General features: G+C 35.9%; 12 protein-coding genes. 1 reads left to right on the top strand and 11 read right to left on the bottom strand.

Features of this window, described 5'->3' with window-relative positions; all coding sequences use genetic code 11:
* The first annotated feature begins 209 nt into the window (after window positions 1–209).
* Window positions 210–1,031, top strand: coding sequence for an alpha/beta fold hydrolase (locus BLT30_RS14060; protein ID WP_089874162.1), 822 nt, complete (start codon window positions 210–212; stop codon window positions 1,029–1,031).
* Between the two features lie 196 nt (window positions 1,032–1,227).
* Here the strand turns inward: BLT30_RS14060 and BLT30_RS14065 are convergent, their stop codons facing one another.
* From BLT30_RS14065 to BLT30_RS14115, 11 genes are all read right to left on the bottom strand, one after another.
* Window positions 1,228–2,379: an ABC transporter permease gene (locus BLT30_RS14065; protein ID WP_089874163.1), complete on the bottom strand. Its 1,152-nt coding sequence runs from the start codon at window positions 2,377–2,379 to the stop codon at window positions 1,228–1,230.
* The gene (locus tag BLT30_RS14070) at window positions 2,376–3,542 is read right to left on the bottom strand and encodes an ABC transporter permease (protein ID WP_245707184.1); all 1,167 of its coding nucleotides are present in this window, start codon (window positions 3,540–3,542) and stop codon (window positions 2,376–2,378) included. The genes BLT30_RS14065 and BLT30_RS14070 overlap by 4 nt, the downstream gene beginning before the upstream one ends.
* Window positions 3,543–3,736: 194 nt before the next feature.
* The gene (locus BLT30_RS14075) at window positions 3,737–4,732 is read right to left on the bottom strand and encodes an HlyD family secretion protein (protein ID WP_089874165.1); all 996 of its coding nucleotides are present in this window, start codon (window positions 4,730–4,732) and stop codon (window positions 3,737–3,739) included.
* Between the two features lie 12 nt (window positions 4,733–4,744).
* Window positions 4,745–6,175 (bottom strand): TolC family protein, encoded by a 1,431-nt coding sequence (locus BLT30_RS14080; protein ID WP_089874166.1) that lies wholly within the window; start codon window positions 6,173–6,175, stop codon window positions 4,745–4,747.
* Window positions 6,176–6,424: 249 nt separating this feature from the next.
* A complete protein-coding gene (locus BLT30_RS14085) occupies window positions 6,425–6,802 on the bottom strand; it encodes a response regulator (RefSeq protein ID WP_089874167.1) in 378 nt (125 codons plus the stop codon).
* A gap of 23 nt (window positions 6,803–6,825) precedes the next feature.
* The gene (locus BLT30_RS14090) at window positions 6,826–7,398 is read right to left on the bottom strand and encodes a chemotaxis protein CheB (protein WP_089874168.1); all 573 of its coding nucleotides are present in this window, start codon (window positions 7,396–7,398) and stop codon (window positions 6,826–6,828) included.
* A gap of 1 nt (window position 7,399) precedes the next feature.
* Entirely contained in the window at window positions 7,400–8,230 is an 831-nt protein-coding gene (locus tag BLT30_RS14095; protein ID WP_089874169.1) for a CheR family methyltransferase, read from the bottom strand.
* A complete protein-coding gene (locus BLT30_RS14100; RefSeq protein WP_089874355.1) occupies window positions 8,230–8,592 on the bottom strand; it encodes a response regulator in 363 nt (120 codons plus the stop codon). Before BLT30_RS14100 ends, BLT30_RS14095 begins: the two co-directional genes overlap by 1 nt.
* A 10-nt stretch (window positions 8,593–8,602) precedes the next feature.
* Complete coding sequence (locus BLT30_RS14105) at window positions 8,603–12,211, bottom strand: response regulator (RefSeq protein ID WP_089874170.1); 3,609 nt, start codon at window positions 12,209–12,211, stop codon at window positions 8,603–8,605.
* Window positions 12,212–12,215: 4 nt separating this feature from the next.
* Entirely contained in the window at window positions 12,216–13,685 is a 1,470-nt protein-coding gene (locus tag BLT30_RS14110) for a hybrid sensor histidine kinase/response regulator (RefSeq protein WP_089874171.1), read from the bottom strand.
* 153 nt (window positions 13,686–13,838) lie between these two features.
* Window positions 13,839–14,069: a hypothetical protein gene (locus BLT30_RS14115; RefSeq protein ID WP_089874172.1), complete on the bottom strand. Its 231-nt coding sequence runs from the start codon at window positions 14,067–14,069 to the stop codon at window positions 13,839–13,841.
* Window positions 14,070–14,222 lie beyond the last annotated feature (153 nt).

A 14,222-nucleotide genomic window follows, 5' to 3' on the forward strand; every position in this document is an offset into this window, starting at 1 on the left:
AAAAGTTCTACAGATTGCTTCATTTTGTTCGCAATGACAAAAAAAGCGGGAACGGAAGGCGGATAAAGCTGCCCAAAATAAAAATTATCAAAAATGTACGATTTTAACCTAGGTTAAGATGGATTGAATTTTGCCAACCTACATTTGCTAAAGAATTAAGACAACAAAATATTAAAATAAATTAATCACAACATTAAAAAAATTAAATTATGAGCACACTAAAATTAAAAGACGGAACAGAGATTTTTTACAAAGACCAAGGCGAAGGACCAGTTTTGATGTTTCACCACGGATGGCCTTTATCATCAGACGATTGGGATGCGCAGGTAATTTTCTTCCTTCAAAGAGGTTACAGAGTGGTGACGCACGACAGAAGAGGTCACGGCCGTTCCAGCCAGGATATTTACAATCACACGATTGAGCAATATGCTTCTGACGCAGCGGAGTTAGTAGAATTCCTTGACCTGAAAGATGTGGTTCACATCGGTCACTCAACAGGTGGTGGTGAAGTGATCCGTTATGTAAATAAATATGCGAATGGAAGGGCGAAAAAAGCAGTTTTAATCAGTGCTGTTCCGCCAATTATGGTAGCAAGTGATGAAAATCCTGATGGTGTGCCGATGTCGGTTTTTGATGGCATCAGAGACCAGACTTTGAACAACAGACAGCAGTTTTACATCGATTTGACTTTCCCTTTCTACGGCTACAACAGAGAAGGTGCAGACGTGAAGGAAGGTGTACAAAGAAACTGGTGGAGACAAGGAATGATGGGCGGAATCGTGGCTCATTACGACGGCATCAAAGCGTTTTCTGAGACTGATTTCAGAGATGATTTGAAGAATGTTGATATTCCTGTTTTGGTGCTTCACGGTGAAGACGACCAAATTGTGCCTTATCAAAATGCTGCTTTGAAATCAATTAAATTATTGAAAAACGGAACTTTAAAAACCTATCCTGGTTTCCCTCACGGAATGCCGACTACGGAAGCTCCCACGATTAATAAAGACCTTTTGGAGTTTATTGAGGCTTAACTGGCAATAATATATTACGTGAAAAGCCGAAAAATGATTGATTCTTCGGCTTTTCTTTTATAAGGAATTGTTTGTCCTGTTAAAGTTTTATCCGAAAGAATCTTCGGTTTTGTTTTGTGAAATCCCTTTCGAGAAGCAGGCAAGTCCTAAAAAAACTGCAAAAATGTAACCTTTAGAATTCATATTAATTGGGTATCTAGTTTATAGTTTTAATTAAATATTTTATCCTTAAAATCAACAGAAATTCAAAAATAATCCATAGAATGACCAGATGAATAACAGAATTCAGATTATCGGCGAGTGAACCTCCGGATTGTACGATTGAGATGTATGTTTTCAAAAACGGAGAAGTTGGTAAAGTATCAGACAACATCTGAACAAACTTCGGCAAAGCCTGATACGGCATAGAATATCCTGTGATTAAAAAAATCGGATAAGACGAAAATACCAAAACCTGAAAAGCAAAAAGTTTGGTCTTGAAAAAGCTTCCTATCAACATTCCGAAGACAATGATTGTCGCAATAAATAATGCTGAAATAACAGCCAAATCAAAATAATTCCCTCTAATCTCAACTCCGAAAACGGAAAAATTCACGATTGAAAAAAACAAACCGAAAATCATAAATGCAAAGAAATAAAGCAAACTTTTCCCGAAAATCATTTTAGAAATACTTTGCCTTGAAATTTGATAAAGATTCAATAATTTATTTTCCTCTCTTTCAGAAGTAAAAGCCGCTGCAACGCCTATCAAAAGTGTTTGCTGTAAAATAATCGCCAATAATCCCGGCAAAAGAAACGAACCATATGTCATCCCCGAATTATAAAGCGGACGATAATCCATATTAATCGGATTGGTCATTTTCATAGATTCATCCTCTCCCATTCCTTGTTTGTTGAAATACGTTTTTCTCACACCCGCTCCAACCGTCAGACAAACTTTGGTAACCGTACTTAGCAAATCGCTGGAAGGCAAAAACCTTGAGGCATTCAGGACCAGATTCACATTGGTTTGTTTTTGCGATAAAATAGCTTTTTCAAAACCGGACTGAATATAAAAATACCCCTGAACTTCTCCCTGATACATTTTCTCCTGAGCGTCATTAATATCAGAGCTCGGGATAATTTCTATCATCGGCGTCGAATCAAATTGCTCCGTCAAGGTTCTGGAAATCGCAGTTCCGTCGTTATCAATCAAAGCCAGTTTTACTTTTTCTTCGCCTTTATTCAAATAAATACTTCCGTACATAAATGCATAAAGAATCGGTGCCAAAAGCAAAATCAGAAACAGGCTCGAATCTTTTGAAACGTTCCTGAGTTCTCTTTTCAATATGTCGAAAATCTCTTTCATACACGATTTTCTTTAAGATATTGATTAATTTTTTTCTGAAAAAATACAATGCTCAAAGGAAACGTCAATCCAATAAAAACCAGTAATTTGAAAATTTCCGGAGTTGCATAAGACAACGGAAGTTCCATAAAATAGAGTTTGATGAATCCGTCCAGGAAATGCGTATAAGGCATTATGTCCGCATAAAACCGGTCGTACCAAGGCATTGCCCATCTCGGAAATGTAAAACCACTGAAAACAAAAGCCGGCGAAGTGAAAAACAGAGCAACATCCGTCACAAAAAGAAGATTATTGGAAATCGCGGAAAGCATCATTCCAATCCCGATGCAAGCTAACGACATCAACGTGTAAATCAGAAAAAAATTGAAATCGGTTTTGGGTTTTCCCAATTCATAAACAGGAAAAACAACGTAAGCCACCAACACAAAAAGTATCCACGAAATGCAAAGATGAGCCAACATTTTCCCGACTACAATCTGCGAAGATGAAGTTGAAATCTTCAAAAGTTCGTCGATTGTATTTCTTTTAAATTCAAGATTTAAAATTAAAACCGATGCTACAACCAAAGCCATTTGAAGCCCGACCGTAATCAATCCCGGCGTGAGATACATCTGATAATTAAAATCCGGATTGTACAATGTTGTTGTATTCAACTTTATAGGCTGAACCAGCGTGTTTGCTTTCTCAGCTGACATTCCTTGCTTTTCAGCTTTTTGAAGAACGACCGCCAGTCCACCTTTGATAATAACTTCGGCAGCACCTTTATAAATCATTTTCGCAGGAACCAGATATGCTCCGTTGGTATAAAGTGTAATATTGGACTGATGATTTTTCTTGACATCAGATTCCATATTTTTTGGAAAATGAACTGCACCGAAGATTTTGCCTTCTTTCATCAATTTTTCAATTTCTGCATTGCTGTGAACCGTTTGAGTAAATTGAATAAACTCATTATGCTCCATCATATCGGTCAGCATACGGGAAACCTGAGATTGGTCTTCGTCCCAAACTGCCATCGGAAGTTCTTTCGCAAATTGTTTCTGATAAATAAATCCGTAAAAAAGAAAAATAATTGGTGGAATGACCAGCAAAATCACATAAAAATTCGGAATCGAAAAAATCCGTTTCCACTCCCGAATCATAATTTGGCTGATGGTTTTCAATGGTTTTATTTATTTGATTTAGTTTTCTTTTAAATTTATAACAAAATAGTTTTTACCACATAGACACATAGCTTTTTGTGAGAATTAAGAAAAAATAGTTGCTTTTTATATTCTATTTTTTCTTTTTCATTGAGATTTCAAATTTCTATGTGTCTATGTGGTTTTAACAATTTTTCACAGGTACTAAATATTCTTTAATCAAAAATCAATTGTGCTGTCATTCCCGAACGAAGCCCTTTTATCGAACTTGCATTCTCAGGTTTCACTTTTATCTGAAAAGTTCTCAGCTCAAATTCGCCGTTTTGTTTTTCAGGAACCCAATCTGCATAACCCAAAGCCGGAGCTAAATCTGAAATCACACCTTTCACTTCTTCCGGCGTACAACCCGGGATTTTCATTTTTACAATGCTTCCTTTGTCAATTTTGGACATTTGATTTTGACGGATATTGAATTTCACAAAAAGCGAATTGTCTTTCTGAATGGTCATCATCGGATAACCCGCATTCACCATTTCTCCTTTGTTGGAAATCATTGTGGAAATTTTTCCGGAAGCTGGTGCTTTTATAGAAGCATTATCTTTGATTTCTTTTGCCAATTCATCTGCACCTTTTGCCTGATTCAGAATAGCCTGAGCCGAATTTTTAAGTTCCTTATTATTTCCGCGTTGCAATAGTTGAACGTTGAGATTTGCGGTTTCCAGCTCCTTTTGAGCCGCTTTATATTTAAAATAAATCACATCTCTCTCCTGTCCGGAAATCACACCTTCCGAATAAAGATTCTGAAAACGGGTGTAGGTTTTATTCATCAAATCCATTTGTTGTTTGGCGATTTGCTGAAGATTCTCCGCTGATTTCAAAACTTCCGGTTCTACGCCACGATTGATTTTATCCAATTGATTCTGGGCAACCGTAACCGCTTCCGACATTTGCGACTGAATGGTTTCTATTTCTGAAGTTTTCATTTGGGCAACAACCTGACCTTCTTTCACTTCATCACCTTCTTTCACCAATAAATCAACCACTCTTCCCGGCAAAGAAGCGGAAACATCTACAAATTCTGCATCCACCATTCCGATGACAGTTTCTTTATTATTCTCTGAGGATTTATTTTGAAAAAGATAAATCAAGGCAATAACCAACACCATAATCGGAATAAAAACTGCCCAGTAATTTTTTATAAAGTTTTTCATCTTGTTATCAGTTTAAGGAATGTAATTGGTAATATTTTCGACGTTTCCTGTGATATAAAAATAAGTTGCAATCACAGTTTGATAAGCCACTAAAGACGTGTAATACAATTTTTCGGCTTCATATTGGAGTTGCAAAGCGTCATTTACATCTTTTACGGAAGAAAGGCTGTTTTCCATTCTCTTTCTTACCATTTCCGTGGTCGTATAAGTTTGTTTTCTTGCTGCATCAAAAGTTTCGCTCTGTTCTTTGAAACTGATTAATTTATTCTCAGAAATTTTGGTTGCCAAATCCACAGATTTTTGTTTCTGATCAATCAAAAGGTCAGCTTCTTTTATCAAAGATTGTGAAGCTAGATTTTTGGATTTCCTTTCCGGGTCAAAAAGTGTCCATTGCATTTCTATCCCGACTAGCCAAGGCGGCGTGATGAGCGGAAGGTCATTTCTGAAAAACTGATAATTTCCAATCGCGAAAATGTTTGGTCTGGAAAGAGATTTGGTAATATTATGAGTCGTTTCCGCTTCTTTCTTTTTACTTAATAATAATTTTAAATCTGCATTTTTTTCTGATGAGGAGAAATTGGGAACTTCAATATTTTCATTCAGTTCTTCATTGATTTCTATTGGCTCCTCAAGCGAAATTCCCATTAGATCTTTCAAAGTCAAAAGTGCGTTTTCTTTTTCGAGTTTCAGGTTTTTAAGATTGGTTTCGCCCTGAAGCTTCGTAATATTTGACCAGTTTTTAAGATAAGGCGGGATGATTTCAGCTTTCAGAAGACTTTGTGCATATTTCTCATTATTTTCAAGAGATTCAACGATTTTTTCCTGTTTTTGAATCATCGAATTGAGATACATCACCTGAATATAATTCAATGAAATATTATAGGCTGTAAGGTCTTGCGAAGATTCCAGATTCGCTTTTCCGCTTTCTACCTGTTGTCTCGAAAGTTCTTTTGCAGCATTGAGTTTTCCGCCCAAGTAAATCGGTTGACGAGCGAGAATTCCCGCCAAGAAATAACTTTGTTTTGCAATCGCAGGATTGTAATTGGGATAAACCGCACTTATAATATCTTTGGAAGTCTGATAGATCACATTCTGAACTTGCTGAGGAAGTGGATTTCCTGTAATCTGTTGATAAATGGCATTGGCTGAAGATGCACTTTGAGTAGCTGAACCTTCTACAATTCCATCTTTTACTTGCTGAAGATTGATTTTAATAGGTTCTCCGATGTAATTGTATCCACCAAGAAAATCGACTTTCGGAAGATTATTGTTTTTGTTGGATTGCAGAAGTTTTTCACGGGTTTCCAAAGATTGCTCCGCCAGCTTTATAACGACATTATTTTGCTTTCCTTTTTCTATACATTCCTTCAATGTATATTGCTGACAAAGCATTTTGGAAGAAAAAATCAGAAATGAGGCAAGTAGAATTTTCCTGAATCTCATAATTTTAATATTTTCTGCAAAAACTAATTTATCATTGAGAACCCAACATTTTGGAATTCAAAATGATGAAAGAAGAAAAACAGAGATAACTTTCATATCATTAATATATATGAATTTTCACTTCCTTAAAGATAATTAAAAAATAATCAAAACATAAATAATAATTGCGTTTTGATATGATATTCATAATTAAAAAAAATAAAACTATTAATTCAACTATAAACAAATGAGCAATAATGAGTTTTGGGGCTAAGAAGAAATCTTATGATGAATCCATTTCAAAACTTTCTTCTCCAGATCTTCAAGGTCAAAAGGCTTTGGAACATAATCATCTGCCTTTGCTTCATTTGCCAAAGATGCAATATCATTATTAGCCGTAATATAAATCACGGGGATACTTTTGTAATCGGGATGAGCCTTCAGAAGTTTTGTAGCTTCTACTCCACCAATTACCGGGATCCAATTATCCATAATAATCACATCGGGTTGAAAGTCTGACACTTTTTGGATAATATCGTCAGCAGTTTCAGAAACCTCAACCTCGTATCCCAAGTCGTTCAGAACAATAAAAATCACTTCTAGAATTGAAGTTTCATCATCAAAGATCAGGATTTTTTTCTTGCTCATAATTTTATAATCGTATTTATTTATTATAGTTTATTTAATTTTATTGAAAGATTTTCGGGTGTGATAATTTCATCATATTTAATGATCTCCATTGCCATCTTGGGCATATAATTGACTTCTGCTGTTTCCGGGTCCTGAATCCAAATTTGCCCTCCCATTCTTTCAATATGTTTAAGTCCCTCAACGCCATCGGAATTAGCGCCAGACAATAATATAGCAAGAAGATTTTTACTAAAAATTTCTCCAGCCGAACTAAAAGAAACATCAATGGAGGGACGAGAATAGTTAAGTTTTTCCGATCGGTCCAGAGACATCGTTTGTTTATCATCAAACAAAAGATGGAAATCTGCCGGAGCCAGATAAATATTATTATTTTCAATTTCTGCCTTATCGTCAATTTCTGTAACCTTAATAACAGAAAATTGCTGTAATAATGTTGGTAAAATATTCAGTCCTGAGGCCTTACGATGTAAAACAATGACGATTGCAAACTTTATGGGTTCATCCAGATCTTTCAACATACCTAGTATAACCGGCAAACTACCTGCAGATCCGCCAATAATTACTAATTCTATGTTAAAACCTGATTCTTGCATTTTATAATTGCTCCGTTTTTTTCCAGATGCGCTGGTCATCGATCTGATGATATTGCTTTCCCAGATCTGAAAACCGCAAAGTTTCCTTGGACCCAAGCGCAAGATATCCAAGATTTTCCAAACTATTGTCGAACAGTTTGAACACGCGCTCTTGAAGCATCCGGTCAAAATAAATTAAGACATTCCTACAAATAATCAGTTGAAAGCTGTTGAATGAACTATCCGAAACTAAATTATGTGTAGAAATGATCATTTTCTTCTGAAGCGATTTATCAAATCTTGCGACATCATAATTGGCGGTATAATATGTTGAAAAATCTTCTTTACCTCCTGAAAGCTGGTAATTCTCCGAATATAACTTCATCTGCTGAAGAGGAAAAACGCCTGCACGTGCTGTCTCCAAAACAGATGGATTAATATCTGTCGCGTAGATCAGACTTTTATCATACAATCCCGCTTCTTTTAGCAGAATCGCTACAGAATAAGCTTCTTCTCCCGTAGAACATCCCGCCAGCCAAATTCTGATGAGCGGATAGGTCCCCAATTGTGGTAATATCTTTTCCCTAAGACCTAGAAAAAAATCAGGATCACGAAACATCTCTGTTACGTTGACCGTAATTTCTTCCACAAAGCGTTTCAAATAATCCTGGTCATTGATAATTGTGTACCTTAATTCTGCAAAACTGGCAAACTTATCAATGACACAGATCCTGTTTATTCTCCTTTTGAAAGAAGCTTTGCTGTACATCGAGAAATCGTAACCATACAGATCATAAATATCTTTTATCAGATATTCTAATTCTTCATCTTTAACAATACTGGGCTCTAACATCAGGAAACTTTTTCTATAACATTCAATAATTGATCCACATCGATCGGTTTCTTGATATAATCTGCAGCACCTGCATCAATACATTTTTGATGATCTTCTTCCATTGCCTGTGCTGTAACAGCAATGATGGGAATGTGATCAAGTTTATCGATCTTCCTGATCATCCCAATGGCCTGATAACCATCAATATCAGGCATCATCATGTCCATCAAAACGAGACCTATATTATCGTTCTTTAATTTATCAATGGCTTCTTGTGCACTCAAAGCAGTTTTAATATCAAATCCTCTGGCTTTCAAAGTCAATTTGAGAGCAAAGATATTCCTTGGATCGTCATCAACAATCAAGATTTTCTTATTCATCCTATCACTATTAGCTTTCATACAACCAAACACGCAGAAGTGACAGCAACTGATCGATATCAACAGGTTTTGTAATGTAATCCGAAGCTCCTGCCTGAATGCATTTGTCACGATCTCCAATCATCGATTTTGCTGTAACTGCAATAATTGGCAAATCTTTGAAATCCGGCATTTTTCTGATTTCCCTGATGGTATCATAGCCATCCATTTCCGGCATCATCATGTCCATCAAAATAACATCTATGTCGGGATTTTCCTCTATTTTATCAAGCGCTTGTTTCCCATCCATTGCCAGAACGACCTCAACTTTGTATTTTTCGAGAGCTTTTGACAGAGAAAAGATATTCCTTACATCATCATCTGTTATCAATATTTTTTTACCACTTAAAGTTTCAGTTAGAGTTCCTAAATTTTTAACTCTTCCAGATTCACCGGATTGGTTATTTTCTTCCACCAAATGAAGGAACAGACTTATCTCATCCAATATCCTTTGGTAAGAGTGAGCTGTTTTTACAACAATTGAATCAGCATATTGTTTGATCTTAAGTTCTTCGGATTGGGTCAAATTACGTTCGGTAAAAATAATGACCGGCAGATTCTCCAGACCTTCATAACTTTTGATCCTTTCAACAATCTGATAGCTGCTTCCTCTTGCCGAGCCAACATCAACGATCACACAATCCACATTATCTTTTTGAAAAGCTTTTACACTATCCTCCACGTTATTTTCTACAGACAAAGATATGTTGTAATTCCCAAGGAAATATGATAACGCTTTAGCGTGTTGAGCGTTTTCTTCCACGATCAATACTTTTTGCGGCGAGCGTTTTAATGCATCTTCAATCTTTTTGAATACATTATTCATCTCTTCAATTGCTACCGGTTTATCAATAAAATCAATAGCACCTCTCATGAGACTTTCTCTTTTAGCTTGTAGAGAAGACATCATATGAACAGGAACAGGTCTGGTCTGGCTATTGGTTTTTAAATCATTCATAACCTGCCAACCATCTTTGACCGGCAATTGGATATCAAGCAAAATAGCTACGGGCTTATATTCCAAGGCTGCAGGAAGTGCATAATCTCCTCTTACAATGATAACCGCCTTATAATCATTGACATGCGCATACTTCAAAAGTGCTTTTGCAAAATGTGTATCATCTTCAATTATCAAAATGACCTTATCGCCTTTCGAAATATTATTTCGATCATCCTCTATCTCTTCAGGGATTTCTAGATGCGCTATTGAAGCTATATTTTGATCATCTGTTTCAATGATTGTTTTAATTTCTTCTACATCCTGGGAAATCACATCAATCAAGCTTTGTTCATTGGAAATAATTCCCGAAGAATCTGATGGTTGTTTCGGAATGATCAGACTGAATTCGCTTCCCTTTCCTGATTCGCTTTCAAGTGTAATTTTCCCTCCCAGAAGTTTCGCTATCTCACGACTAATGGAAAGTCCCAGGCCTGTTCCTCCAAATTTTCTTTGTGTAGAACCATCAGCTTGTTGAAAAGCTTCGAATATCAGTTTCTGTTTCTCTTCAGGAATTCCCATTCCAGTATCTTTAACTGAGAAAACAATAAATTCGGAATTTTTAGGACAATCATAAATATTCAGATCGACTGAACCTTCTTTGGTAAATTTGAAGGCATTAGAAAGTAAATTTCTTAATACCTGATCTAATCTTAAACGATCGGTGCTCAGAGTTCTAGTTATAGAATCATCCAGATATATATTGAATTGAACGCCTTTCTCCTTAACGATCGGCATAAAAAGATTCTTGAGATCTCTGGTAACATCATCCAGTAAAATCGGTTCATTGACCAGATTCATTTTTCCGGATTCTATCTTCGCAAGATCGAGGATCTCATCTATCAATGTCAGGAGACTTGTCCCAGAACTTTGGATCACTTTTGCAGATTCTATCTGATCTTCATTCAGGTTTTCTTCCGGATTTTCTGCCATCAAGCGGGACAACAGAAGAATGGAATTAAGAGGTGTTCTTAATTCGTGGGACATATTTGCCAGGAACTCAGATTTGTATTGCGTACTAAGTGCCAGTTCCTCTGCTTTCTTCTGTATCTCGATATTTCGTTCGGCAATCAAATGATTTTTTTCCTCTAATGCTTTTGAGCGCTCCTCCAACTCAGTATTGGTCTGCAGAAGTTCTTCCTGCTGAACTCTCAGCTCTTCTTCCGAAGCCTGAAGCTTCTGAGTTTGGGCCTCCAACTCTGTGTTGAGATTTTCCAATTCGGCATGCTGAACCTGTAATTCTTCAGATTGAGCTTGGGTTTCTTCTAATAATCGTTGTTCCTTTTCACGGCTTCTAGCTGCACTGAGAGCTGTTGCTATATTTCTGGCCCCTTCATTGAAATAATCTATTTTTACTGCATCAAAATTATGGGTAGCACCTAACTCCAATATCCCGAAAATTTGTCTTCCCAACATGATTGGAACTAAAATAATGCCTTGGATCCTGATTTTGCTGCTTGCAAAACTTGCCACAAAGTCTTTATCACCAAGATCATTGAATACATTTGTCTTTTCCTTGACAAATGTTTGCCCAACCATCCCTTCGCCAGGTAAGAAGCTTTTCTTCATATATTCCTCAAGCCCGAAAGCTTTATATAACCTCAGCCTCTCATCTTCATAAAGATATATAGCTCCGTTGACACAGTCTGCGTAGGAAACAAAATGGTCCAGCGCATTATCTGTAACCTCTTTTACGGTTTTGTTCCCAACAAGAGATTCATTAAGTAATACCAGTCCTTTTTGTCTCCATTCATTTTCATTGATCTGTTCAAAAGAAGTTTTCAAAGATTGAGTCATATAGTTGAGTGATTCTACTATATCTGCCAACTCATCTTCTCCTCTGTCCGACAATCTCACACTATAATCACCACTTGCTACCTTGCTTGTGACCTGTTTAATAATACTTACCCTTTTAGAGATCTCCAGATCTTTAGCCATTAATTCTTTTTCCAGTCTATCTCTTCGGATAAGGTCGTTTCTCAGTCTTGTGTAGAAAAAAATAGTAACAACCACAGCAGTAATCGCAGAAAAAATAATGAATAAAACGGTTGTGCTGGAAGAATTATTAAGTGCTTTATTTTTAATAACCAATTGACTTTCTTCATATTTGACAAAGTCTGCAACTATTTGGCGGCATCTATCCATATAGACCTTACTGGAAGTTATCTGCTCTTGTGTCATTGGTAAACCATTGCGTCTATTGATAACAAACTGTCTTAGGTTTTCCATGCTATTATTGGCATTTTGCTGCAGGTCTTCGACTCTTTTCAATTGCAGTTTATCCGTTATTTCTATTTCTTTTGCTCTATCTATAGCTTTTGCATATTCAGAAACGCTTCTGTTGTAGGGCTCCAAAAAAGATTCTTTACCGGTCAATTGATAACCTCTATTCCCTGTCTCTGCGTCCAAAAGAGCTATTAGAACATCTTTAACCGCAGTTATAGAACGCCGGCTTTGAGAAGATTTTTCACGGTTGTTCATCTGATTCTGAATACTCAGATATGAAGCTAATGAACTCGCAAGTAATATCAAGAGAGATAAACCAACGCCGAATTGCAGATTACGTATAATTTTTTTTGGCATACGATTAATTTAATGGTAATGTAAAATAGAATGTGGAACCTTCGTTGACCTCACTGGAAACACCGATAGTTCCGTCGTGCTGTTCAATGATCTCTGAACATATAAATAGACCAATTCCCAGACCTTGAAATTGCACAGAAGATTCTTCCACGCGATAGAATTTTTGAAATACGGAAGGCTGTTTATATTCCGGGATTCCGATTCCGAAATCTGTTACACTGACTCGGACATTTTCTTCATCAATGAAGGTAGAAACAAAGATCTGATGATTGTCGGGAGAATATTTGATGGCATTACTCAAAAAATTGAGCAATACCTGTTCTATTCTCATTTCATCAAGAGGAATCAGAATATCAGGTTTTGGTCCGTGACGTTCAATTTTAATTTTATCGCTATCGTGTGTTTGTAAAATCGTGTCAATTGAATTTTGAATGACAGATTCAAGATTGGTAGGTTTCTTATTGATTTTTAGTTTACCATTTTCGATTTTGGAAACATCAAGAAGGTCGGTAATTAAACTGTTAAGTTTCTCGATCTGGATCAGAACTTTGTCCACATAATTTTTTTCCGGACTTTCTGGATCAAATTTAAGCTTGCGGTCCATCAGCTGAACATAAGCTTTTATACTTGTCAGAGGTGTTTTCAGTTCGTGGCTTGCAATACTTAAAAACTCATCTTTCTCTTTTTCGATTTTCTTTTGATCCTCGATATCTGTAAAAGTTCCGACCCAGTTTTTAATGGTTTCATTTTCAAAGACAGGTGTCATTCTGAGCAGGTGATATCTAAAGCTGTTGGATCTCAAATGTTTGATCCTGACCTCTAGTTCAAGAGGTTTATGTTTTTTTTGAGACCTTTCAAACTCTTTCAAAATATCTTTGTCATCAATATGAGTTTCCGGGAACAATGATTTGGAGTTAGAATAATCATACCATTTTGCATTCACGAATGTCACTTGACCATCTTTGTCCAAAGTAAAGGCAATCTGCGGCAAAGCTTCCAGCATCAGATGAAAATGGTCGATCTCCGATTTCATCACTACCTGGGACTCTCTTCTGCCTTTCACTTCCAATTCCAGATTCTGATGATTTTTTTTGAGTGCGAGACTGTTTTCCTGAAGATTATAAAAGGTTTTAACTTTAAGCATCAGGATCTCCGGATCGATTGGTTTTGTAACATAATCAATCCCTCCAGATGCATAACCTTTTGCTATGAATTGTTTTTCTGTATTGACCGCAGAAAGAAAAATGATAGGAATATCTTTGGTCTTGCTATATCCTGCAAAGCTTTCCGCCACTTCAAAACCATCCATTCCCGGCATCTGGACATCAAGAATGATCAAGAAATAATTATTTTTTAGCGCTTTTCCTAATGCTTCTTCGCCTGATTCTGCTGTATCAATTTTAAAACCTTGAGATTCTAATAGCTTTTTTAAAGAATAAATATTGTTTTTATTATCATCAACTATTAAAATCATAAGACAAATATTGTAGGTGAGTAATTTCTCGTTTCATTAATTTCAAAAATAATGAGATTTTTTTTAGTAGAACACAATTTTTAATTATTTATAAATATTATGTTAAGTAGAAGTTCATGATTTGTTGATCATTAACCTAATAACAAATTGGCATCATGCGCTTTGTGATGGAGCATAAGTATTTTGATAAACATTAAAACTTGCCAATTTATTATTTTGCTGAATGTAAGTGATTTCGACTAAAAAAGATCCAAGTTTATAAATAACGAAACGTAAATCATTCTTTGAACTTTCGTTAATAATCTGACCTTGTGTAGTAACCAATTGACATTGGTCCTGAGGCGACAAATTTTTAAAATCAAAATAAGAGATTTCTGTATCCATAATTATAGTTTTGAAATTTGAAAAGACACTATACAATTTCTTTACCAATCGAAATAAATAATCAATAAAAATATTTAAATATGATTGTAAATTGTTATTTTACAGCATTGGCTACATAAAGTATACTTTTTCTTACTTCTGGTTTTATCACGA

The sequence above is a fragment of the Epilithonimonas hungarica genome (genome assembly GCF_900102265.1).
In the GTDB taxonomy this organism is placed as follows: Bacteria; Bacteroidota; Bacteroidia; order Flavobacteriales; family Weeksellaceae; genus Epilithonimonas; species Epilithonimonas hungarica.